The sequence below is a fragment of the Burkholderia sp. BCC1993 genome, assembly GCF_905339865.1.
Classification (GTDB): domain Bacteria; phylum Pseudomonadota; class Gammaproteobacteria; order Burkholderiales; family Burkholderiaceae; genus Burkholderia.
The window spans coordinates 238,412-263,529 of the sequence record NZ_CAJPGZ010000006.1 but is presented as its reverse complement, the minus strand read 5'-3'; the positions used below and the strand labels follow the sequence as shown (position 1 = coordinate 263,529).

Sequence of the window (25,118 nt, the reverse complement as noted above, 5' to 3'; positions counted from 1 at the left end):
CTCAACTGCGAAACGGGAGCCCTCTGACATGCGGCAACGCACCCGCTTCCGCGACATGATCCGCAACCTCCACAATCCGTGGCCGCTTCACTCGCTAGTTCGCGGCGTCATGTGACGTCCGAATCGCTTTCAACACCAGATCAGAGACGAAGTTACACGGCACCTCAGACTTGCAGTCCCTCGGGCGATCTCTATTGTCCGCCGGTAAGCTAAACCACGAAATCGCATAATTGGCGTCGGCGCTATCAGGTGCCGCATCCCCAATGGCGACAGGACGAACATTCAGCTCGGCGCCCTTCGGGGCCTGACGATCCTTGATGGCAATTGTCGGCGCCCATACGCTTGCACCAAGCACTTGTCGAGCCTTGAGTGAATCGCCATCGTACGCAAACGTCTTCGTACCGATATCCCGTTGATGAACCTGTTCGATCAGGCGACCGCTTCTCATCTTCACGCCCGAGAAATTGATCTCACTCGGAATCGTTCCGCCGCCCCTCGGGTCCCACCGATAGGTCCATTGGGTCGCTGGCACTGACTTCCACCCGTTGTTCTCTCGTCTGGCGTGGAACAACTGTGTAGCACCGGTCGAATCGAATTTCAGGTATGAGATGACCGGGCGGCCTATTGCATCGAACCCGATCCGGACATTGTTGATCAGTCCGCTACCCTTCGGAATGGCGTCCACAACTTCAGCTGTGGCTGGCGTGATAGGCAATGGTACAACCTCTCCTCGACTATTCCTCCAGGTGCGCAGATCAGAGCTCTTCGCATAACTGACGTTAAAGTTGGTTTCGACTCTGTAGGTCTCCCGCCAAACCCAGGCTACGTGGAAGAAGCCGTCCGGCCCTAACTGGTAATCCGAATGGTAAGCGTTGACCGTGCTCTTTCCCGAGTTCGGAGCGAAGATCGGCTGGTCTGTCCAGCGGACCCATCGCGAACCTTCCAGCCGGTTGATCAATTCAATACCGTTGCCACTCCGGCCAGATCGGTATGAATATCCGAGCGCGCCATCAGCGAAGCGAAAAAAATACGGATAGGTTGTTCGAGTCTCGTCCGTTCCGGTCATCGGTCGTAGCGCATCAAGTCCAGTCAATCGATCCGGGCCGTCTGTTCGGGCATAAATCAATGGAGACACATGCATATTCCCCGATACATGCAGCCGGTTCTTGTCGTCCAGCACGAGGGAAATATAGTTGTGCTCGTCCCACCCCTCGAAGCGAGACGGAACCCTGACTTTCTCCTTGTCACCGGTGCATTTATTGATTTGCGCAACGGTGAGCCAGCGATCAGCGTCGTAGTAGGCAACGTAGACGAATTTCTCGCTTTCGAGAGAAGCGAACTCGACGTGCGCGCTCCCCCAGACCTGATCGATCGGCAGTTCTGGCGGCAGAACCTTGCAAGTATCGATGTCGCTGCCTGCAAACGACGAGGTTGAACAAGCCATCGCCGCTGCCACAGCAAGACATCCGATCAAATATCTCGGCATCTCAACCCCTCTTTTGAGCAAAAACCACTTTTCCCATCGTTCAAGAACTCTTCAAACTGACGCTACAAATTTCGCAAGAGTTCCACTTACCCCAGCGACTTGCCTGTACCGATCCTTGCGTTTCCTACATTTGACGAAACTCCGCAGCTCTCAGATCGTATTCACGAACCGCCGCCTGAACAGCGCTATGCAGGTCTTTGATTGCCGGAGACGAGAATGCTTCCCGAACTCGCCCCGGATAATCAGGATGCAATTTTTCGAGTGCGGCATTACCTTCGGCAACCAACTTGACTTTCTCACCCTTGAAGCTGGCAGTTCGCACGTGGAATACGAACGACCACGGAGACAGAAGATTTTTATAGCCTGCCTTCAGTCCACGCATGCAGAAATCATTTTCCTCTCCATAGCCTCGCGGAAATGCTTCCTCATCAAATGTACCAATTTTGTCGACAAGTTCCCGCTTGATATACATACAGAAGCCATTGCCGGTCGGAAGCTCGATCGGATCTTTAGGGGTACTCCCCGTCAGAACCACGGACGCATATTCGTCATACGACATGCTGTCCGGCTTCGGATTCGCTCGACCTGGAACGGGAAACGAAAATGCGCCCGCGTTGTCACTCATAGCAGTCACCGTGCCGACCGAGTCGGGCCCATACGCTGCGATTCTCAGTCCAAGTAGCCAATTCGACGTCACCACCGTATCGCTGTTCAACAGAACGACGTCATCCGTACCGGCAAGCTCGAGCCCTCTATTGACCGTTTTCGTATAACCGATGTTTCGCTCGTTACGAACGACGGTCACATTGCCCACGCCGTCGAATTTCGAGAGAACGGGAAACACTTGCTGATCCGGACTTCCATCATCGATGACGAGCAAGCGCGTATGTTGCGGGTCCGTATTTGCGATAACGCTTTCGATGCACGCTATCGACTCGTTCAGTGCGTTATATACAGGAACGATTACCGTGACATCCCGATTAACTGCGTGCGACGGAAAACGCCCGTATTTTTCCGTCGCGAGCTTGAGCATCTGCTTGGCTTGGTCTGCAGCCCGCGATACTTCATCCACGACCGGCTCTCGTCCGAGAATTTTCGAGAACGCCTTGCCGAGGTTGCCCTGAAGCGTTGCAGGGGTATATTTCTCGAGGACAAATTGCCGCCCTGCCTCGCCGAAGGTGTCTATCAGTGCCGGGTTCGCACAGAACGCCCTGACCTTCTGTGCAACCTGTGCAACATCCCGATACGGAACCAAGAATCCTGTTTTCCCAGATTGGACGAGTTCACCCAATGCACCCCAGTCGTACGCGATAACGGGGCGTCCTGCCGATAGCGCTTCGGCTACCGTTCGTCCGAACGATTCGGCAAACAACGACAGGTTGAGGACCACATTGACACCCACTAGCGCCTCACGAGGCGTTTGTTTGTATCCAGCAAAAACCACATTTCGCGGAATCCGCCCACTCTCCTGAAACGCCATGAGCTCGCTTATTTCCTTTCGCTCTGGCCCAACCAACCAGAATCTCGCCGTCGGGGCGATCCTTTCGCAAATTCGAGCCACCTCGACGAGATCATAGATCCCCTTTTTCGGGATATTGCTGCTGATCAGCGCGAATGTGATCTCCCCCGGATCAATGGGGTTGGGCACATCAAGACACGTCAGATCGACCACGTTTGGTGCTACGAACGTGCGATCCGGGTGTCCCAGCGCCTGAGCAGTCGTCCTCGAGTTCGCCACGACGTAGTCGGCGCTCGCATACACGTGGCGGGCGATGTCCTCGGGCGACATCCCGATCGCCTTCGAAAGATGCTCATCGTTCGAAATCATTTCCCGCACGTGAACGACGCTGGGCACGCCGCACTCCCGAGCAGCCAGCAACGGCTCCCGGATAACGATCGTGTTGACGTAGACGGCATCGATCGAATGCTTTTTAACGATGGCAGAGAATCGTTCCACGGCAGATCGCGACATCGGTACTTCTTTTTGCCAGTGGTGATACTCGAAAACATACAGCGCATGGACGTACTGTAGAACCTCTGCCAGATACTCCTCATTGCCGAAACCCGGAAAGGTTGCAACGACGTTGAAACCGCATCCGTTCAACGCGACGAGCATATCCAGGAAGCTTCGCTCACCTCCGAACAACTGCGTTCCGGCCGCGTGCGCGCACAGGAGCAGCCACGGCGCATCCGGCCGGATCGCCTGCTTTCCGCCGACAAACGTGTCTCGCTTAGGCACTACAGCATCACCCGACACATCCGCAATAGGCCAGGACACGGCGTGCTCGCGGTCAAGGGTGGTCCGTGTCTCGGCGCGAGCGACCGCAGGACGATAGACCGCGATGCCCCTCTCCAGATTTCTTTCCGAATCGACTCGCCACTCCTTCACGACGTACCCATCCTCCGCATAGTAGGAGAAGTCATCGGGCGTGTGCTTTTCCGACCATCGCGCAATGAATTTTGCTCGATTGTGCGCAATATATTTTCCGCGGCCGGGCGTCTTGCCTTCGTAGTGAATCACCGTGGAGTCTGCGGCGTACCAACAATGTCCACGAAAGCGCTCTCTGAGCCTGAGGCATAGATCGATGTCCTCTTGCCCGTTGATGAATACAGGATCGAATCCTTCGATTTCCGCAAAATCCTCGCTGCGCAGCGCGATACAGGCAGCCGTAATGGCCTGGAATGGTCGACTCTTGTTGATGCACTCGGCATCCCCGGGAAAGTCCACATATATCGGATAGCCGAGGGCACTCCATCGCGAAAACACCACCCCGCCACATTGCAGCGTTCCGTCCGGGAACAGGAGCTTGGGCTGGACGGCCATGACCTTTGCATCCGCAAGGGGCTGCACCAATTTTTCCAGCCATCCATTCGTGACCGTCGTATCGTTGTTCAGAAACACGACCGACTTCCCGCTTGCGTGCGCAAAGCCGACGTTGCAGCCAAGGGCGAAATTCAGGTTCTCCCAATTTCGCACGACTTTGACCCGCGTACCGCTCTTGAGCTTTTCAACCTGCGCCGCCGTAACTGGGTCGCTGCCATTGTCGACGAGAATGACTTCCCACGACAGCGTAGAATCCGCGTTCAATATCGATTCCACGCATTTCACGGTGAGCTCGGGTTGGCCATACACCGGAATCACGATAGACACGTCGAGCGTGCGAGGCTTCCGAGATTCCGCGGCGAGCCGATTCCAGTCGATCAACGTCCTGTTCAGTACTTCGAACCGAAACTGCGGCTCCTTCTCAGGCTCGCTGAACAGCAACCTGCCCTCCCGCGCACCGCTGGACAGATAATGGAACAACGGCTCGACCCTGTGTCGCCTGACATCCTGATTCTGAGACAGATATTGTGTCGGACTGAATGACTTGACCGGACGCTTTCCGCTGAAGCAACCGATCAGAAGGTAATGCGCCAACGCATCGACATCCATCGGCAGTTCTTCGGAATACTGAAATCTGTAAAGTGCTTCGTCAAAGACCCCCGCCTTCCGGATCGCGTCCACATATCGCGCAAGACCAGCTCGATGCGCAAGAGCGGCACCTACGTCAGCCTTGCCGACGAAAGCGGAATTGTTCGTCAACTGAAGCGTGCAATTTCCTTCGCCGCTGCTCGAGCCGTGCAGCAGGCCGACGCTGCCTCCGTAAATGGTCGGCAGTAGCCCGAATGCGCGCTCTAATGCGTGTTCGAGTTTTCCGTCCTTATGATTCGCAGCCTGCTGGTCCGCGATATGAAAGGTTGCATACCCGCAAATTTTTTCGAGCAGTTCGGGACGAACCCAAAACATCGTTCCCGCAAAAAATCCCCAGTCCGTCTCGGGAATGTCCCTCCCGTAGCTCTCCCTCAAGATGCGCGAAACGTTCGTCTTGTTCTCGTACATCAGTCTGGGCGCCGACTGATACAGCATCGCTGGTCCTGCCAGGCAGAGTTCCGGATGCTCATCGAATGCGCGAACCACGGAGGAAAAGGAGTCGTCGGAACCCAGCAAGCTGTCGAGCATCACATTACGCCACACCACCGCAGATTCGTCATAGCCGCGCTTGGTGTGAATCTTGCACACAGCCATGTATCGCTCGTTGATCAACGTAGGAATCAACGAGAGAAATGGGAGGATGTCCATCCCGCGATTGGGACCAAAGGCGAATCGCGCATTCGGGAAACTGCGAAGAACATTTTCGTGCGCGCTCGACGCGAGTTCGACAGGTGCCGTCACAAAAAGGTCGAAAGCGGTACCGATTCGCTCCAATCGCCCACAAATTTCCGGCCAGATCTCCGGATAAAAATAGTGGACGACGACGGCAATTCGACCGGACACGCCGCCGCGCCCCGCGTTCGCCCACGGACCAGCGCTTGCCGATCCAGCGGCGTCCCCAGTTGCGAGCTGGCGTGTGTCTACGCCACCCCGGTCATTCGTTGTCTCAGATCCCGGATGGCCTGCGTCTACGGCGTTCAACAGGTATTGCAGCGTCCCGCGAACATTCGCGTCCAGGTTGTTGAGAAGGAGTTCACCGCCTTTCGACAGGGGTAAATTGCGGTGTTGCTCGACAGCCTGACGCAGGCGAAGCACATTTGTGTCGTGACCAAGCTCGCTATGAAAATAGGCACGCCCGGCCTCGCTCAAGCGGTCAGCAGTACCGGAATCGCTCAATACCTGCCCCAGCTTGACACTCAACGTTTCTGGCGTGACCGCCAGAAGCGCGCCTCGCGCAAAGACATCGGCCAGCGCCTGGGTCTCGCTTGCCAGAACAGGCATGCCGACGGCCAACGCGTCAGAGAGCTTGGCCGGAATCTGACACTGTGCAACGGCCGAACCGACATCCTGCAACAGAACGCAGACGTCCCCTACCGCAGCGATTTCTGGAGCACTTCCGATGGGTTGATTGCCGATGAAAAGGTATTCGACACCGGCAATCGCTTGCAATCTCGCCTTCAGTGCCGCATCGGAGAATTCGCCGGCTATGACGAACACCAAGTCATTCCGCTTGAGTGCAGCTATGGCCTCGGCTGTTTCAAGCAACCCTTTGTGCGTCCTCGGCGTACCGAAAAACAGTACGACCTTCTTCTCTTGCGGCACACCGTGCTTTTCCCGGCACTTCCGCTTGAACTCCGGAGATGCATCAAAGAGCTTTTCATTCCGCGCATGCTGAATGACCTGGCCGCCGTAGCGCTGCTTGAGAACGGTGTTCGAAACAGTAACGCCGTCGAAAGACTCGGCAAGCCCGACGGCCAGACGCGTCCAGTTCTTCCCCGCAAGGTCTGCTAGAGCAGGCAGTTGATGGTGTTTCTGGATGTATTCGTCAATGCCGACAGACGCGTCGTCGCCGAAAAAGGCAAGTTCGTCGTCGTCGACGTCAACGATGACCTTGGCACCCCAAATCAGCTTGTAGAGAATCCCCAGGAAGATATTCGGGGCTCGCGGCTTGGACAGATGCACGATGTCGCAAGGATGGTCCGCAACGAGTTCGATCGCCTGATCGATATAGCGCGACTCGTCGTCCGCCACGAAGCAATGCTTCGCGATCCGACTTCCTCGAATAGGCTCCCAGATCTGTCGCCCGTACTTCGGAAATATGCTGCCGACGATTTCCACGTCCGCGAAGTCTTCGTACAACATGGCCAGCGTGTACGCACGCCCGGCGGGATTGCGCCCGAGATCCCAACCGCATACGCCTACACGCGGTTTTTTGACGCATTGGCGCTCTCTCAGGTACTTCCTCCGCGCCAAAACGAAATTCGCCGAGATGTGCTTGGCCAACCCCGGAGCCTTGAGCAACACCCTTGCGTAGTGGCGAATAGCGTCTTCGAAGTTTCCCGCCCGCATCGATGCGTTGCCAAGTGCGAGAGACGTATCCAGATTTTTCATATTTTTTTGGACTTAGTTTTTAAATTTGAATTGAATGTCCAGCAGTGTGACGGGCCCATTCGTCTGCCGCCAGCCGATGTCATGACTGGGTTGCTCGTTGTACTGCAGCAACATACTCAATACGTTTTCCTGCTCCCATCGCAATCGGTCGATTACGGGTTCCGCGAACCCGAGATCCTCATCCCACAGAACCCGGGTGTTGTCTTGATGCCAGGTGTACTCCGGGGCGGCCAGGACTGTCGCAACCATTCTTCCGTCGCTGTGATCTCCGCGAGTAATGATGTACGCGTTGTCCAGGCGGTCGATAACGATTTCCGGCCGACTGATCGGGATCTGCAGCGTTCCGCCACCTTGCAACGCAAACGGCTCAACGCGTTGCGACACGATCTGGTGATGCCATTGCTTGCCGTCGTACCGCAAGTGTTGATACTGCGGGATGCCGTTTGAATCATCGGCATAAAAAACGATATGCGGACGATTGCAACTGTCGAGCGCCATGCTGCATTGATTAATGAGGTTGCTGCCCGGAGACACCGGATGAACCGTTTCAGCATTTACCGGCGTAATCGGAAGCTGGTAGCCCCGCCCTTTGGACGTTACCCAACTGATCCCATTGTCTAGCGAGCAGGCGTAGCCGATATTGATGTTGTTGACTCGCTCCTCCACACCGAGCGTATGTGTACGCCAGACAAAGCTCAGGTGAAGGCTGCCGTTCCGACCAATAGCCGGGTGGTTCCAATAGGCGTTGCTGGTCCACGGCTTCGAGTCGCTACCGCTCAAAACAGGTGTCGGATGGTCCGTCCAACCCGCGGATGCCTCGTCGTAGGTCTTGAGACGCGCGGTGCCATTGTTGTGTACGCCATCGCGATATAGCAGCGTCAACGGAAAGCCATGATGCGGCTGCATGAAAGTCGGGTAGGTTACCTTCGTTTCAGCCTCTCCAGTCATGGGCAGTTCGTCGGTCCAACTCGATATATCGTTGGGTCGGGTGCTTCTGCGATATCGCAACTGCGTAGCGTGGTGATCGTAACAAATGTGCAGATGGTCAGCGCGATCGATACCGAGACTGATGCTGTTGTGAGCGTCTGCCAAATTGTATTCACCACGCAGGTCAAACGTCTGGAGATCATCTGTCTCCAGATCACGGCGTACGACGCGCAGCGTATGCGCATCGACATAAAAGGCCGTGATTTGCTTTCCCTGATGAGTCAGAACACCGTGGTGGCGAAAGATAACCGTATTGATCGTATTCCCGGCCCAAGCATCACCTAGATCGAACTCAGCCAGCTTGACGACGTGAAAACGTCGTGTGGATGAGTGCGAGAAAGGTCGATCCGATCGCGCAACGCTTTCCAGCTCTCTTTCAAGATGACCGGACGCTACGCCAAGTTCGCTGCACTGCTGGTGGATTCGTGCCTTGGTCAATAGCGATCGGTCGGCCTCCGGTGTACCGACAGCAATGGAAGATTCGAAATGAGTGAGCGCCCGCGGTAGATTCCCGGCCACAGCGGCAGCACGCCCCAAGCTGTTGTGAACGCCTGCTGCAAGAATCTGGCAAAGGAGCTTCTGGCTGATTCCCCAATCCTGGGCAAGTCGAATGAACTGTTTGGCTTCGGCGATTTGCCCGGTTTGCAGGCGACCTGCCGCTGCAAGTAGGGCCAGCTTGGCTCGATCCGGATGGTGCTGCAAGACACCGCGCCCGAGTTGGGCGAGGCTGTGCCAGTCGCCGAACTGCCATTGCGTGCGCGCACGCTCCAGCAGATTCTCGTCGTAAGGAACAACGGAATGTGCGGAATCGACCTCGACTACCGTGACGGGATGCGCAGACTCCTTCGCCGCCGTTGTATAGCGAACGGACGCGGACTTCTTTCTCATAACCCGGACTCTCGAAGCAGAATATCCTTGATCAGGTCGAGTTGAGCTTCGGCCCGAACCATCTCCTCTTGCACAATCTTCTGACGCGCCGCCAGCTCCGCCTCGTACACCTGACGACTTTGAATCAGTTGTTCCAATACGTTGACTCGCGCGAGGCGTTCAGTTGCCTGCCTGGCAGAGTCATTATGTTGCCCAGCGAGCACTGACTTCTCCTGCTCCAGCTGTGCCCTGGCTTGCTTCAGGGCTTCGATTTCGTGACTGCGTTCGGCCATCTGCTTAGCGGCCTCTTCGTACCGACCTGTGAGCGCTGCCTTATCCTGCTCCAGTTGTGCCTTGGCCTGCTTCAGCGATTCAACCTCTCGGCTGCGCTCTCCAGATTGCTTCGCGGCCTCTTCGTACTGGCTTGCCAGCAGAAGCTTGCTCTGCTCCAGTTGCGCCCTGGCTTGTTTCAGCAATTCGACTTCCTGACACCGCTCGGCAGCCTGCTGCGCAAGTTCCTGATGTCGGCTCGCAAGTGCCACCTTGTCCTGTTCCAGAAGTGCATTGGCCTGCTTCAGTGCTTCGACCTCGCGACTTTGCTCGGCCGCTTGCTTCGCCGCTTCTTCTTGCTGCCCCACCAGCATCAGTTTGTCCTGCTCCAACCGGGCGTTGGCAGTTTGCAGTGCTTCGACATCCTGACTGCGCTCGGCCACCTGTCTAGTAGCGTCATCATGCTGGCCGATCAGGGCCGCTCGGTCTTGTTCCAATTGCGCATTGGCCTGTTTTAACGCATCGACTTCCCGGGCACGTTCAACCGACTGCTTGGTCGCATCTTCACGTTGCCCCGCCAGCGTCGCCTTGTCCCGCTCCAACTGCGTTGCGAGTTGCTTGAGTGAGTCGATCTCGCGGCTACGCTCGGCCATCTGCTTCGCGGCCTCCTCACGTTGAGCCACCAGCGTCGCCTGGTCCTGCTCAAGCTGCATGTTAAGTTGCTTCAGCGCGTCGATCTCGCGGCTACGCTCGACCATTCGCTGCGTCGCTTCTTCGCGCTGCTGCGCGAGCACCAGCCCTTCTTGCTCCAGTTGAGTGTTGGCACTCTTCAACGCATTGGTTTCCTGAACACGTTCAGCGACTTGCTTCGCGACATCTTCATGCCGCACCGTCAAGACCGCATGGTCCTCTACCAATTGCGTGTTGACCTGTTTCAATGCGTCGACTTCACTGCCGCGCTCAGCCAGCAGTTTCTCGGCCGCCTGATGCAGACCGGCCAAAGTCGTCTTGTCTTGCTCAAGCTGCGCGTTGAGTCGCCTCAGTGCTTCGACTTCGCGGTTGCGCTCGGACGCATGCTTCGCTGCATCATCGTGCAAGTCGGCCAGGACGATCTTGTCCTTCTTGAGCTGCGCCATGATGCGCTCCAGCGCATCGACTTTCCGCATCTGCTCAGTCGCCTGTTTCGCGACCTTTGCGTACCGCATCTCCAGCGCCGACTTTTCCTGCTTGAGTTGCACCTTGGCTTGCTTCAGCACTTCGACCGCACGAGTACGGTCCGCCGCTTGCTTTGCAGCCTCGCGGTGCTGCCAAGTCAATGCCACCTGGTCTTGCCCAAACTGCGCGTTGGCTTGCTTCAGGCTCCTGATTTCCAGGGCATATTCATGCACTTGCCTAATGGCCTCGTCATACCGGCCCGTAAGCGCCAATTGGTCCTGCTTGAATCGAGTATTGAGCTGCTTCAGTGCGTCGACTTCGCCCGCCCGTTCACGAACCTGCCGAGCGACCTCTCCGTGGAGATCTGTCAACGACTGCTTGTCCTGTTCGAGCCGTGCGTTCGCCTGCTTGAGCGTCTCGTTTTCGTCGCGAAGCGAATCGAGCTCCTTCGATAGCTCGTCCCTTTCCTGTACCAGGCCGCTCAACTGACGCTCAATCTCGGCGCGGCGCTCGGAAAACCCGGTCTTCTGCTTGGCCTCGCGCTGCAGCGCGTGCCGTGCCTCATGGCGCAATTGGGTAGCCTGCCGGCCTTCCGACTCGCTAAACTGAATGTCAGAAGGCAGGACGTCCAGCATGGCACTCGCTTCGATGACGTCACCGGCTTCATGAAGTCGGAACGCGAGCCATTTCAATCGGTAAGGCTTCGGCTCCAGTGCATACGCGCGACGTGCAGCTTCAGCCGCGCACTGGCGATCACCTTTCATCAGATACCGCGCCAACGCGGTATAGCCGTTGGCCTGCATGGCGGGTGAACTCGACGTCTGCGACATAAGCTTGTCGACCGCGTCGAAACTCCCCACACCGTACGCGTCGATGATCTTGTCGAATCCTTTTCCACCGAGCGATTCCGGAGGTGTCTGCCGACTATATGACCGCCAGATCTTCCAGAGCTTTCCAGGCAACATCGCAATCGAGCCCGGGGAATCCGCGCCCTCGATCAGCAAGTCCCCCAGCTTCGAATTCAATGCGTTGCGAGACTCGGTCTGATGGACTTGCCGCTGAACGTCCACCAATGCATGTAAACGCTGGCTTTCCGCCAACGCTTCGGGCAGTTCGTCGTCCACCCAGCCCCAGCCGGTCGCACCACCGGCTTGCGGCGCGGCTGCAAGGTCGGTCGCAGACGTTTTGTTCTGCAGATGGTGATGCTCGAGCGCCTCCTGAACCTGATGGAGTTGCAGGAGTAACAGCTCGTTTTCTTCTCCCATCTCGTGGAGACGAGACTCGAGATCAGCCTGAATTTTCTGGTTCATTATCATTTATTTTGCGTTTTTCCAGACACCACGCGTGTCGACAAGCAATTGCCTGCCGCCAAGCTCGGGCTTCAAGTTTTTGAACTCTGCATGATCGACAAGCAGGACGAGGACGTGAGCCTCCGCGATCGCATCATCCAGTGCGGACAATGTCGCTCTTCCCGCTGCAAGCTCATCGGGCAACGTTTGAAGGTTCGGTTCCACGATTGCGATTTTTCCGCGGTGGCAATTCGCGAGCGCCTGCGCAACTTCAAGGGCCGGGCTTTCGCGCAAGTCGTCGATATCCGCCTTGTATGTGATACCGAGGCAAGCAACACAAATTTCCTCGGCCGGGACACCCGAACGGGACAGCACTTCGACAGCCTCACCGACCTTGCGAATCACCCAGTCCGGCTTCGTGTCGTTGACACTGCGTGCAGCACGGATAAGCGTTGCGTCCTGCGGTGCGCCGTCCACGATGAACCACGGATCGACCGCAATGCAGTGTCCCCCCACCCCGCACCCCGGTTGCAAGATATTGACGCGGGGGTGCCGGTTTGCCAGCTTGATCAGTTCCCAAACGTCGATACCTTGCTTGTCGCAAATCATCGACAGTTCATTCGCAAAGGCGATATTGACGTCACGGAAACTGTTTTCAGCAAGCTTGCACATTTCAGCAGTGCGAACATCCGTGACAATGCAGTCGCCTTGTACCACTAAGCTGTAAAGCTCAATCGCCGCCTTGGAACAGTTCGCGGTCATCCCGCCGATCACGCGGTCGTTAGCGACCAGTTCATGCACGATGCGGCCTGGTAAGACGCGCTCGGGACAGTGAGCGATCCGAATATCGGATGCTTCTCCAGTCTGTTGCGGAAAAGTAAGATCCGGGCGGATTTCTGCCAACCAGTTGGCCAGCAATTCGGTCGCACCGACCGACGATGTCGATTCGAGAATGACCAAGTTGCCCTTGGCCAGCACGGGCGCAATCGATTTGGCCGCAGCCTCGATGTAGCTCAAATCCGGCCTTCGGTCTGCCGTCAGCGGCGTCGGCACGGCAATGATGAACGCATCGGCAGGCTCGACGCGTGTCGTCGCGCGCAGGTAACCGGCACCCACCGCGGCGTGAACCAGAATGTCGAGTTCTGGTTCGACAATATGGATATTCCCTCGGTTAATGGTATCGACGACATGCGAAGACACATCGACGCCAATAACCCGCATCTTGCGCGACGCAAACAACGTAGCAGTCGGCAGGCCTATGTAGCCGAGGCCAATTATCGAAATCGTATTCAACATGCGTTCACCAAAATATCGCGGATGCGCTGGGCAGCATTGCCATCGCCATAGGGGTTGGCCGCCCGGGCCATGGCGGCATATCCGATCGGATCGTCGAGAAGTCTGCTCGCCTCCGCAACTATTGCCGCTTGGCTAGTACCGACGATCCGCACCGTGCCGGCGGCCACCGCTTCCGGACGCTCCGTCGTCTCACGTGTCACAAGCACCGGCTTGCCCAAGGCAGGCGCCTCCTCCTGAATTCCACCCGAATCCGAAATCAGCAGCGTGGCTCTGTCCATCAGGTAAACGAAGGGCAGATAGTCCTGCGGCTCCATCAGATACACGCCCGGAACGTCGCCGAGAAGGCGATATACAGACTGTCGGACCCTAGGATTGAGATGGACCGGAAAGACGATTTGCACGTCGCCACGCCGGACAATTTCCCGCAACGCGTGGCACACGGAGTCGAGGCCGCCGTCCAAATTCTCTCTGCGATGTCCGGTGACAAGAATCAAACGCTTCTTCGGATCGAGAAAACCGAAACGCGAATCAAGCTCGCTGCGCTGTGCAGTGTCGTCACGCATCTTTGCTGCAGTGGCCAGAAGGGCATCGATAACAGTGTTTCCGGTTACGTGGATATTCGATTCAGCAATGCCTTCCCGCAGCAGATTGTCACGAGCGCTGGATGTCGGCGCGAAATGGTATTTAGCCAGAACGCTCGTCAGCCTGCGATTTGCCTCCTCCGGCCAAGGAGCTAGCAAGTCACCGGTCCGAAGACCGGCCTCGACGTGCCCGACTTCGATCTGCCGATAGTGTGCGGACAGGGCGGCGGCAAGCGTGGTCGACGTGTCGCCCTGTACCAGAACCAGATCCGGCCGAGCCTCACTCAATACGATGTCGAGGCCAGCCAGCGCTCTGCTCGTCATCCCGGTCAGCGTTTGATCCGGTGCCATGACGTCAAGATCGTAGTCGGGACAAATGCCGAAAAAATCGAGCATCGAGTCGAGCATCTGACGATGCTGTGCCGTTACGCAGACTTTCGTCTCGATCTCAGGTTCGTTCCTCAGTACACCGACCAGTGGTGCCATTTTTATCGCTTCTGGCCGGGTTCCAAGGATAATCAAGGCCCTCATTGAATCCCCCGAAACTCAATCTACGTGATCACGAATGATGCTTTCCAACAATTTCAAAACACCAATCAATGAGGCAGCAAGCAGCAGAGTCAGAAATGCGTTATAGAGTCGCTTCGGCTGCAATGGATAACCCGGTCTCGTCGGTGCTTGCAGGATTGAAACCATCTTGAGTGTGCGGGCTGCGTCCATCCGCCCTTTCTCAAGCGCCGAAAGCGCGGTTTTGTACAAGTCCTGCGCAAAGCTCACCTGCATCTGCAGGCGCTGGAACTCCTCTACGGTGTAGTTGAGCGTCCCTTTCGAGGGTGACGCCAGTTCAGCCCGCTTTTGCGCGATCTGCTTTTGAAGCGCGTTGAGGTTGTTCCGGAGCATCACCACGGTGGGCTGATCCGGGCTCAACGTTGGAGGCAATGAAGCAATTTGCGTCTGCACGTCAACCTTTTGCGCTTCGAGCTTGTCAATCAGCGCATTCTGGCTCTCTGCCGTTGCCTGTGGCGCCATTAACCCCTTGCGGTTCTGAAAATCGATCAGCGTATGCGTCGCATCTAGAAGACCGCCATGCGCCAGCGTCACCTGCCGCTCGAGGAAGCGCACCTGTGACAAAGCCAATTCATGATCAATCTGATTCATGTGGGCTTCACCTTCGCGAACCATGAAATTGACGATTTCCTGCGCAGTCTTCGAATCATAGGCTTGTGCCTGGATGCGCAGTACACCGCTGTAGTCGTCGTACTCGACATCGATACGCGACAGCCAGTAGCGATAGAACCACTCCATCGGTGCGCTCTTGAACCACATCCGCGAAATGGGATCTCGATGTCCATCGCTGAAATGAGAGCGCAAATCCAAAGCGGTATCCAGCTTCTTAAGAACATCTTCCGACAGAAGATATTCGCGCAACAGCAGCTGATCACCGCGATTGGGACCACCAGCACCGGGAACGAGCGTTGATACATCGACACTCGGACTGCTGATCTGATCGGTGGATCGGATGATTACATTCGCATCCGATACAAATCGGTCGGAAGCGATGAACAGCCAATACACGGTGGCAAGCACCGCATAAATCAAGATCACCTTGATAATCAGCCGAAATACTCCCATCGAAAAAAGCGTCGACTTCCCTTTTCCATATACCGCAGCCAGCCTGGCACCAATGCGCCCACTTCTGCTCACTGTTAGTTCTTTCATACCAAGATAGCGTCCTTATAAGCCCTCAATGCTTCATCAAGTTCGTCGAACCAATATGCCTTACCGCCATTGATCCAGATACCGGACTGGCAAAACTGTTTTAGCGTGCCTTCGTCATGGGACACCATGATCACGCTTGCCCGATCAACCTTGCTCTTGAAAGCATCAGCGGCTTTTTTTCTAAATCTAGCATCGCCCGCAGCCGTCACCTCATCCGAAATATATACATCGAACTCGAAAGCAATCGACAGCGCAAACTGGAGACGCGACCGCATCCCAGACGAATACGTCTGCACGGGCTCATCAAATGAATCACCCAGTTCGGTGAAGTCCTGAATAAACGAGAGTCGATCCTTCAACTCTTCTTCACGACCGTACACCCTGCAAACGAATTTCGCATTCTGACGCCCGGTCAGCGTCCCTTCCAACCCCCCTCCACCTACTGGCCAGGATACGCGACAGCGCCGTTCGACCCGCCCCTTGGTCGGGTAATCAACGTTCCCAATAATACGCAGCAGCGTCGACTTGCCCGCACCGTTCACACCGATCAGGGCAATATTCCGTTTCGGCGGGATCGTCATACTAATACCCTGCAGTACCCACTTGCCGGCCCCGTGCTCTGTCAGATATCGCTTATGAACATCTTCGATAATGATCATTTCATCACCAGCTTTTTTGCAAATCGCCGATAGAGCATCAGACCCGCAAGCATAAATATGATCCCGCCTTCGTATAGATAGGCAAGACTCACTTCGGGGAGCGTGTGATATGAGGACAGAAATCCGAGCCGCAGCAACTCAACGCCATGGACAACCGGATTAATTAGCAATATTTCACGATACGGCGTTGGCACCAGCGCAATCGGAAACATCGCCCCGGAGATGTAAAACAATGGCAAAAAAAGTATTTTGAAAACGTGGTCGAGCTCCGGCACGAATTTCATCGCAACCGAAGTAATCAAACCAAAGCCTAGCGCAAACAGCCACAGTCCAAAAATACTGGCTATCATTAGCAACGGATCTGCCGGCAGAAAAACCGGGTTAAGCATACCCGGCGTGATCATCCGGCCCGCAGCGACAGCGATGAAGAAGATGACGATTGAAATCGGAATCATCAAAAACAACTCGAGAACAGCCCGCATGAACGCCGCATCGAATGGCTTGACCTGCCGGTACACGAAGAAGGCCTTGTTGCAGTCGATCCCATGCAATACCTGAACCCAAGTACGCCGCCAAAGCAGGAATCCAATGAAGCCGGCGATGATCCACATGGTTATCTCGATTCCGCCAATCTGGTGAATGTGGAACGTGATATATCCAAAGGCGTGGATCGCAATATAGAACACGGGCTCGACCAGCAGCCAGAGCCAAGCCGCTCGTGCTTCAAAGAGGCGATCCAACGCCTCGCGCAGAAACATCGCGCGCCAGACCGAAACCGTAATCTCCATCGGAGTACGCACCTTTCCCTCCATGGCGCCTTACTCCAGTTCCCGGTTGAGCGTCGCCGCGGGGCTGGCCACCATCACAACGAGCGTAAGGAACTTCTTGAACTCAACCTCGGGCGAGTTCGAGACGTAAATCACGTCGTGATTCTGAATCGGGAAGTTCTGCGTCACGAAGAACGCCGCGGGATCCCGCAGGTTGATCTCGTAGACCACCGGCACGGTGCCGTTGATGGCCCTGACCGTCTTGTCCTGCGCATCGACCAGCTTCGCGTCTTCGAACCGGAACACGAACACGCCGCGCGCGTCGGCTCGGTTGTCGTTGAGGCCACCCGAACGCGCGAGCGCCTGGGCCAGCGAAATGCCTTGCGCTTCGAACGGAATCTCGTCGTTCTTGCCCGTTGCGCCCAACACCGAAAAGCTCTGCGACTGGAAGAGTGCAGTCACGACATCGCCCGGCTTGAGCACGACGTTCTGGTGCGGATCACGAATGACCGAATCGAGCGGCATCGTCGCGGTGACACTGCCTCGCGAAAGCTGCACGGCCATGCGGTTGACCGACTGCTTCACGCCGCCCGCAAATGCCAGCGCATCGAGCAGACGCTCGCCCTTCGGGGTCAGCGGCATCAGCGCGCTCGTGTTGACTTCGCCCACGACCGTGATGTTCGACGCATTGTTCTTGGTGACGCTGACGAGCACCTGCGGCAGGTTCGCCTTGCCCTTGAGATGGCTGACGATGCTCGACTCGATCTGCTCCGTCGTGCGCCCTTTGACCGGAATCCGCCCCGCGAACGGGATGGTGATCGTGCCGTCCGAGGCCACCATCTGGTTGGGCAGCGTGACGCTGTTGGCCGTGCTCGTCGTCATCGGCTGCGCGGGCGCCAGCGTGCTGAACAGCATCGCCGGCGGCGCCTCCCAGATCGTCACTTCGATGACGTCGCCCGGGCCGATCAGGTAATTGTTGGTAACCGCACTCGGAAAGATGTTCGCGAATTGGCCCAGCTTCTTGCTGTCGGCAAGTTTCCGCGCCAACGTATCGTTGACGTCCACCAGTTGAATACCTTCGATCCGCCCGCCGGTTTCCGGCACTTCCTGCACTTTCTGGCGCGACGCACCGGAAGCAGGTATCCAGTCCGGATAGGTTGCACACCCCGAAAGCGCCACAGCGGCAAGAACGGAAATTGCCAATACACTCTTTTTCATGGATCTTGAGGCCAAGACTTTTTACTATTGATTTGCAAGCGTCATTTCCCGGGCGTTCAATCGACGCATCCCCCGAACACCCAGCCGCTCATTCATCAGCCGATTGGCTCGATCAGGCCACCGGCGTCTCAAAAATTCTTCACTTAAATTTGCACTCTTTCGGACATTGACGACCGAAAAAGCAACAAATCCCCCCTCTGTGACAACAGAAGAAATGGTTACCGCATGTCAAATCCCGCCATGGATACCTGGCCAGTTGGCGAACGAACGTCGGAAAACCACGGAAAATAACCAACACGACGGCACGCCTGCAAAACCCGCCCGGCATTGGCAGCCGGCCGATTGCGCCTGTTATCAGGGGTGTTCGACCGTCTCATGCAATCGAACTGCCCGCTCAGGTTCTCGCAACTTACAGCGCAGGGTCTCCCGACGCCGGCATTATCGCATGGAAGTCGGACACACCCGAAATCACTCTGTAAGTTATAGGATCAGTCCGCATCACGATCGGCCGGTAATAAGCGGTAATTAATACGCACTGCATACCCGATTTAACAATGTTCGTGTCGTGACAAACGGCACGCGCCGCGCTGATTGAAACGTTTTCCATGCCGCTGCTCCGGCGAGTGCTGTGGTTGTCTCGGTCACGCAGGTCGGTTATAACCGTTCGACGAAAATCGGCCGCAGGCCATTCTTTAAACCTGCCATGGAGTCCCCATGCTGAACCTGGAATCCACCCAGCAATTCCTGATGACCCGCGGCCTCGACTTCGGCCTCAACCTCCTCGCCGCGATCGCGTTGTGGTTCATCGGCCGCTGGGCGATCCGCCTCGGCACGCGCCTGCTGGGCAAGGTGGTGCGCCGCAGCGGCAAGGTCGACCCGACGCTCACCGACTACCTGACCTCTGTAGTCAGCGTGCTGCTGACGATCCTGCTGATCCTCGCGATCCTGCAGATCTTCGGCGTGCAGACCACGTCGTTCGCCGCCCTGCTCGCCGGCCTCGGCCTCGCGATCGGCACGGCCTGGGGCGGCCTGCTCGCGCACTTCGCCGCCGGCGTGTTCATGCAGGTGCTGCGTCCGTTCAAGATCGGCGACGTGATCAGCGCGGGCGGCGTCACGGGCACGGTGAAGGAACTCGGCCTGTTCGGCACGACGATCATCACCGCCGACAACGTCGTGACGATCGTCGGCAACAACAAGATCTTCTCGGACAACATAGCGAACTACAGCGCGACGCCGCATCGCCGCGTGGATCTGACCGCGAAGATCGCGAACGGCGTCGACGCGGCCGATGCGATCAACCGCCTGAAGACGCAGATCCAGTTGATCCCGAACGTGATGAAGGTGCCGGCGCCGGACGTCGGTGTGCTGCAGTTCACGCCGGAAGGCCCGCTGCTGTTCGTGCGTCCGTCGACGCAGCCGGAGAACTACTGGCAGGTGTACTGCGACACCAACCGCGTGATCCTCGAGACGTTCCGCGACGCGCAATACCCGACGCCCGAAACGCCGATCTTCCATCGCACGACCTGACGGTACGGTGCCGCCCAGCGGTTCGCGGGATTACGACTGAAGCTGCCGGCGTCGAGCAGCCGGATCGGCCGATACCGCACATCGGCAATCGATCGGAGCGCACGAACCGCACGGACGAAAAAAAAGCGTGGCAACTGCCACGCTTTTTACTGCGCCGAAGCGAAAACGCGCAGGCTCAGTGGCCGCGCGTGTTCTGCGTACCGCCCGAATGCCGCCCGCGCACCAGCTTCCACAGCGCGCCGAGCGCGACCGGCACGATCGCCGCGCCGATCCCCGCCAGCACGATCACGTTCAGATACTGCCGGATGAACGGGATATTGCCGAAGAAGTAGCCGAGCAGCACCAGCAGCAGCACCCAGAGCAACGCGCCGATCACGTTGAACAGCTGGAAGCGCGCGACGCTCATCGACGAAGCACCGGCGACGAACGGCGCGAACGTGCGCACGACCGGGATGAAGCGCGCGAGCACGATCGTCTTGCCGCCGTGCTTGTCGTAGAACGAGTGGGTCTTCTGCAGCGCCGCGCGATCGAGGAAGCGCTCGAGCACCGGGATATGCGTATTGAACACCTTCGGCCCGACCCAGCGGCCGATCAGGTAGTTCACGGTATTGCCGGCAATCGCCGCGACCAGCAGCAGCACGATCAGCCCGCCGACGTTCATGTCGCCCGTCGCCGCGAACGCGCCGCCGATGAACAGCAGCGAATCGCCCGGCAGGAACGGCAACACGACGAGCCCCGTCTCGCAGAACACGATCAGGAACAGCACCAGATACACCCACGCACCGTACTGCCGGATGAAGTCGCCGAGGAACGCGTCGATATGCAGGACCAGGTTGACGAAATGAAGCAGCGTATCCAAATGCGATTCCTCGAAGGCGAAAGGGCCGGAGCGGCCGAAAAGCGGAAGTGCCCGCCGGACAAGGCGGCGCGCGGAACGGAGTCATCATACCGAAACTACCTTAAGGCTCCGTGAAAAAAACGTAACCGGCCCCGGCCACGGCATCCCCCGCCGCCTCGCTATAATTCGGCCATGTCCGAAATCACCGAAACGGCCGCAGGCGCCGTGCCCACGCCCGCCGCGCGCCCGCTGCGCGCGATCCAGCCCCTGCCCGACCAGCTGATCAGCCAGATCGCCGCCGGCGAGGTGGTCGAACGCCCGGCGTCGGTCGTCAAGGAGTTGCTCGAGAACGCGATGGACGCCGGCGCGACGACGCTGCGCATCGTGCTCGAGGAAGGCGGCGTCAAGCGCATCTCGATCACCGACGACGGCTGCGGGATTCCGCCCGACGAACTGCCGCTCGCGCTGATGCGCCACGCGACGAGCAAGATCCGCTCGCTCGAGGAGCTCGAGGCGGTCGCGACGCTGGGTTTTCGCGGCGAAGCGCTCGCGTCGATCGCGTCGGTCGCCGAGATGTCGATCACGAGCCGCACGGCCGAGGTCGCGCATGCCACGAAGATCGACGCGACCACGGGCGCGCTGTCGCCGGCCGCCGGCGCGGTCGGCACGACGATCGAGGTGCGCGAGCTGTACTTCAACACGCCCGCGCGCCGCAAGTTCCTGAAAAGCGAGCAGACCGAGTTCGGCCACTGCCTCGAAATGATCCGCCGCGCGGCGCTCGCGCGGCCGGACGTCGCGATCTCGGTGCTGCACAACGGCAAGGCCGTCGAGCACTGGAACGCGACCGAACCCGCACAGCGCGTCGCGAAGATCCTCGGCGACGGCTTCGCGACCGCACACCTGCCGCTCGACGAGCAGGCCGGGCCGCTCGCCGTCTACGGCTGCGCGGGCCTGCCGACCGCGAGCCGCGGCCGCGCCGACCAGCAATACTTCTTCGTCAACGGCCGCTTCGTGCGCGACAAGCTGCTCACGCACGCGGTGCGCGCGGCGTACGAGGATGTCCTCCACGGCGACCGTTACCCGTCGTACGTGCTGTTCCTCGATCTGCCGCCCGAAGGCGTCGACGTGAACGTGCACCCGTCGAAGATCGAGGTGCGATTCCGCGATTCGCGCTCGATCCACCAGTACGTCTTCCACGCGGTGCAGCGCGCGCTCGCGCGCCATGCAGGCGCGTCGCCGGAAACCACCGCGGGCGGCCATGCCGCGCAACTCTCACCGGCGCCGAGCGGCCCCGCGTCGTTCCTGAATACGCCGCTCGGCCAGGGCGCGGCCACCGGCACGGGCGGCAGCGGCTTCTCGTCGCCGTCGTCCTCCTCGTCGTCGTCGGGCAACACGTGGATGCGCCAGGCGCGCATGACGCAGGGCACGCTGCCGGTCGCGCAGCCGCTCGCGCTCTACGACGCGCTGTTCGGCCGCAAGGACACGGGCGCGGGCACGCCGGACGGCACGACGATCGTCGCGCGCGATGCGGCGGATGCGGCCGCTGCGCCGGTCGCGCCGCTGTCGGGCTTCGTCGCGTCGCCGCTCGCCGCCACCGCGCACGACGAGCAGCCGCTCGGCTTCGCACTCGGCCAGATCCACGGGATCTACGTGCTCGCGCAGAACGCGCACGGCCTCGTGATCGTCGACATGCACGCGGCGCACGAACGGATCCTGTACGAACAGTTCAAGAACGCGCTCGCCGACCGCACGGTCGCCGTGCAGTCGCTGCTGCTACCGATCTCGATGACGGCCACGCCGGTCGAGATCGGCACGGTCGAGGAAGAACGCGACACGCTCGAATCGCTCGGCTTCGACCTCGCGGTGCTGTCGCCGACGTCGCTCGCGATCCGCGCGGTGCCCGCGCTGCTGAAGGACGCGGACCTGCAGTCGCTCGCGCGCGCGGTGCTCGCCGACCTGCACGCGTTCGGCGGTTCGCGCGTGCTCACCGAACGCCAGCACGAGCTGCTCGGCACGCTTGCGTGTCACCACGCGGTGCGCGCGAACCGGCGCCTGACGCTCGACGAGATGAACGCGCTGCTGCGCCAGATGGAAGCGACCGAACGCGCGGACCAGTGCAATCACGGCCGGCCGACGTGGTATCAGCTCACGCTGAACGATCTCGACCGTCTCTTCATGCGCGGCCAATGAGCGCTTCACCGCAGTCCGCTCCGACGACGATCGCCTGCCTGCTCGGCCCCACCGCATCGGGCAAGACGGCCGCCGCGCTGGCGCTCGCCGCGCGCCGTCCGATCGAGATCGTCAGCGTCGATTCGGCGCTCGTCTACCGCGACATGGATATCGGCACCGCGAAACCGACGCGCGACGAGCGCGCGAGCGTGCCGCATCACCTGATCGACATCATCGACCCGGCCGATGCGTATTCGGCGGCCGAATTCCGCGCGGACGCGCTGCGCCTGATCGGCGAGATCGCCGCGCGCGGCCGCACGCCGCTGCTCGCGGGCGGCACGATGCTGTACTACAAGGCGCTCACGCAGGGCCTCAACGACCTGCCGACCGCCGATCCGGCCGTGCGCGCCGAGCTCGACACCGAGGCCGCGCGCGATGGCTGGCCGGCACTCCATGCGCGGCTCGCGCAGGTCGACCCCGCAACGGCCGCGCGGCTCGCACCGAACGATTCGCAGCGGATCCAGCGCGCGCTCGAAGTGTTCCTGCTGAGCGGGCAGCCGATGTCGGCGCTGCTCGCCGCGCCGCGGCGCGCGGACGACGAAGCCGCTGCGTATCGCTTCGTGCCGGTCGCACTGGAACCATCCGACCGCGCGGTGCTGCACGCGCGCATCGCGCAACGCTTCGACGCGATGCTCGACGCGGGCTTCATCGACGAAGTCGAACGGCTGCGCCGCCGCGAGGATCTGCATCTCGGCCTGCCGTCGATGCGCTGCGTCGGCTACCGGCAGGCATGGGAATTCCTCGACGGCGACACCGACTACCGGACCATGCGCGACAAAGGCATCTTCGCGACGCGCCAGCTGTGCAAACGGCAAATCACGTGGCTGCGCGCGATGCCGGAGCGGATCGTCATCGACTGCGTCGCGCCGGATTCGACGGCACAGGCGCTCGACACGCTCGAACGCGTGCTCGACGGCCGCATCGACGATCAATAACGGGGCAGGATCGCCGCGCATCTATCCTGCTTGCGCGCGATACCCTCGTCTTCGGTCATCGTCGTTCCTCCTTCGGCCGCGCGCCGATACGCCAAGGGCCACGCCAGAAAAAAAGCCGCCCGGATCGACTCCGGGCGGCTTTCCTTGCTGCATCCTGCGTGCGGTGCGTCAGACCACGACCGTCTGCGCCTCGCCTTCGCGGCTCGCACGCACGGTGCCGATCTTCCACACCTGCTCGCCGGCGGCCGTCAGGTCGGCGATCGCTGCGTCGGCATCGGCCGCCGAAACGATCACGGCCATCCCGATCCCGCAGTTGAACACGCGGTGCATTTCCGCGTCGGCGACGCCGCCGTGCTCCTGCAGCCACTTGAACAGCGGCGGCAGCGGCCACGCGTTCTGGTCGAGCTCGGCCGTGAGGCCTTCGCGCAGCACGCGCGGAATGTTCTCGACGAGGCCGCCGCCGGTGATGTGGGCCATGCCCTTCACCGCCAGCTTCTGCATCAGCGCGAGCAGCGGCTTCACGTAGATGCGCGTCGGCGCCATCAGCGTGTCGGCCAGCGAGCGGCCGTGGAAATCGGCCGACAGGTCGGGATTCGCGCGCTCGATGATCTTGCGCACGAGCGAGAAGCCGTTCGAGTGGATGCCGCTCGACGCGAGGCCGAGCACCACGTCGCCTTCGGCGATCGTGCTGCCGTCGATGATCTTGCTCTTCTCGACCGCGCCGACCGCGAAACCGGCCAGGTCGTATTCGCCGTCCGGGTACATGCCCGGCATTTCGGCCGTTTCACCGCCGATCAGCGCGCAGCCCGACAGTTCGCAACCGTGCGCGATGCCCTTGACGACGGTTGCGGCCGTGTCGACGTCGAGCTTGCCGCACGCGAAGTAATCGAGGAAGAACAGCGGCTCGGCACCCTGCACGAGGATGTCGTTCACGCTCATCGCCACCAGATCCTGGCCGACGGTGTCGTGTTTGTTCAGATGAAAGGCCAGCTTGAGCTTGGTGCCCACGCCGTCGGTGCCCGACACGAGCACGGGCTCCTTGTACTTCTTCGGCACTTCGAACAGCGCGCCGAACCCGCCGATGCCGCCGAGCACGCCGTCGCGCAGGGTTTTCTTCGCAAAAGGCTTGATCTTGTCGATGAGCGCGTCGCCCGCGTCGATGTCGACGCCTGCGTCGCGATAGGACAGACCCTGAGCGTCAGGAGCAGATTTCGGAGGATTCATGGGGGAATGCGAGAAGGTCGGTAAAATGCGATTTTACCCGAAGCCGGCCCGTTGGCCGGAATTCCCAGCACCGAATCGTCAGGGATTGCATCTTGGTCGACACGTCCCCGTTTTCCTCGCTACGCGAGCCGCGCCGAAACCCGCGCGCCGCCGTGCGTGCGGCCGCGTGGTCGGGCACCGGAGCAGCCCCCCGCGCGTGCCCGGCGTA

General features: G+C 59.3%; 15 protein-coding genes. 3 read left to right on the top strand and 12 right to left on the bottom strand.

Annotation, left to right across the window (positions count from 1 at the left end; translation table 11 throughout):
* Positions 1-94 precede the first annotated feature (94 nt).
* The 10 genes from U4Y91_RS12100 to U4Y91_RS12055 form a co-directional block, all read right to left on the bottom strand.
* Positions 95-1,486 (bottom strand): BNR-4 repeat-containing protein, encoded by a 1,392-nt coding sequence (locus U4Y91_RS12100; protein WP_321805251.1) that lies wholly within the window; start codon positions 1,484-1,486, stop codon positions 95-97.
* A 124-nt stretch (positions 1,487-1,610) separates the two neighbouring features.
* A complete protein-coding gene (locus tag U4Y91_RS12095) occupies positions 1,611-7,349 on the bottom strand; it encodes a glycosyltransferase (RefSeq protein ID WP_321805250.1) in 5,739 nt (1,912 codons plus the stop codon).
* 12 nt (positions 7,350-7,361) lie between these two features.
* Positions 7,362-9,224 (bottom strand): BNR repeat-containing protein, encoded by a 1,863-nt coding sequence (locus tag U4Y91_RS12090; RefSeq protein ID WP_321805249.1) that lies wholly within the window; start codon positions 9,222-9,224, stop codon positions 7,362-7,364.
* Positions 9,221-11,938, bottom strand: coding sequence for a hypothetical protein (locus U4Y91_RS12085; RefSeq protein ID WP_321805248.1), 2,718 nt, complete (start codon positions 11,936-11,938; stop codon positions 9,221-9,223). Before U4Y91_RS12085 ends, U4Y91_RS12090 begins: the two co-directional genes overlap by 4 nt.
* Positions 11,939-11,944: 6 nt before the next feature.
* Complete coding sequence (gene wecC / locus U4Y91_RS12080) at positions 11,945-13,213, bottom strand: UDP-N-acetyl-D-mannosamine dehydrogenase (protein WP_321805247.1); 1,269 nt, start codon at positions 13,211-13,213, stop codon at positions 11,945-11,947.
* On the bottom strand, positions 13,207-14,325 hold the full coding sequence (wecB, locus tag U4Y91_RS12075; protein ID WP_321805246.1) for a non-hydrolyzing UDP-N-acetylglucosamine 2-epimerase: 1,119 nt from the start codon (positions 14,323-14,325) through the stop codon (positions 13,207-13,209). The genes wecC and wecB overlap by 7 nt, the downstream gene beginning before the upstream one ends.
* 15 nt (positions 14,326-14,340) lie before the next feature.
* A complete protein-coding gene (locus U4Y91_RS12070) occupies positions 14,341-15,513 on the bottom strand; it encodes a chain-length determining protein (RefSeq protein WP_321805245.1) in 1,173 nt (390 codons plus the stop codon).
* Entirely contained in the window at positions 15,510-16,172 is a 663-nt protein-coding gene (locus tag U4Y91_RS12065) for an ABC transporter ATP-binding protein (protein WP_321805244.1), read from the bottom strand. The genes U4Y91_RS12070 and U4Y91_RS12065 overlap by 4 nt, the downstream gene beginning before the upstream one ends.
* Positions 16,169-16,984 carry an ABC transporter permease gene (locus tag U4Y91_RS12060; protein ID WP_321805243.1) on the bottom strand — a complete coding sequence of 272 codons (816 nt, stop codon included), beginning with the start codon at positions 16,982-16,984 and terminating at the stop codon, positions 16,169-16,171. Before U4Y91_RS12060 ends, U4Y91_RS12065 begins: the two co-directional genes overlap by 4 nt.
* A 6-nt stretch (positions 16,985-16,990) precedes the next feature.
* Positions 16,991-18,157 (bottom strand): polysaccharide biosynthesis/export family protein, encoded by a 1,167-nt coding sequence (locus tag U4Y91_RS12055; protein ID WP_321805242.1) that lies wholly within the window; start codon positions 18,155-18,157, stop codon positions 16,991-16,993.
* Between the two features lie 714 nt (positions 18,158-18,871).
* Between U4Y91_RS12055 and U4Y91_RS12050 the strand changes: the two genes are divergently transcribed.
* Positions 18,872-19,684: a mechanosensitive ion channel family protein gene (locus tag U4Y91_RS12050; RefSeq protein ID WP_321796933.1), complete on the top strand. Its 813-nt coding sequence runs from the start codon at positions 18,872-18,874 to the stop codon at positions 19,682-19,684.
* Positions 19,685-19,859: 175 nt separating this feature from the next.
* On the opposite strand, the gene U4Y91_RS12045 is transcribed toward U4Y91_RS12050, so the two are convergent.
* Positions 19,860-20,543: a DedA family protein gene (locus tag U4Y91_RS12045; RefSeq protein WP_124487950.1), complete on the bottom strand. Its 684-nt coding sequence runs from the start codon at positions 20,541-20,543 to the stop codon at positions 19,860-19,862.
* Positions 20,544-20,714: 171 nt separating this feature from the next.
* On the opposite strand from U4Y91_RS12045, the gene mutL reads away from it, so the two are divergent.
* Entirely contained in the window at positions 20,715-22,712 is a 1,998-nt protein-coding gene (mutL, locus tag U4Y91_RS12040; protein WP_321805241.1) for a DNA mismatch repair endonuclease MutL, read from the top strand.
* A complete protein-coding gene (miaA, locus tag U4Y91_RS12035; protein WP_321805240.1) occupies positions 22,709-23,686 on the top strand; it encodes a tRNA (adenosine(37)-N6)-dimethylallyltransferase MiaA in 978 nt (325 codons plus the stop codon). Before mutL ends, miaA begins: the two co-directional genes overlap by 4 nt.
* Positions 23,687-23,854: 168 nt before the next feature.
* On the opposite strand, the gene purM is transcribed toward miaA, so the two are convergent.
* Positions 23,855-24,910, bottom strand: coding sequence for a phosphoribosylformylglycinamidine cyclo-ligase (purM, locus tag U4Y91_RS12030; protein WP_321805239.1), 1,056 nt, complete (start codon positions 24,908-24,910; stop codon positions 23,855-23,857).
* Between the last annotated feature and the right edge of the window lie 208 nt (positions 24,911-25,118).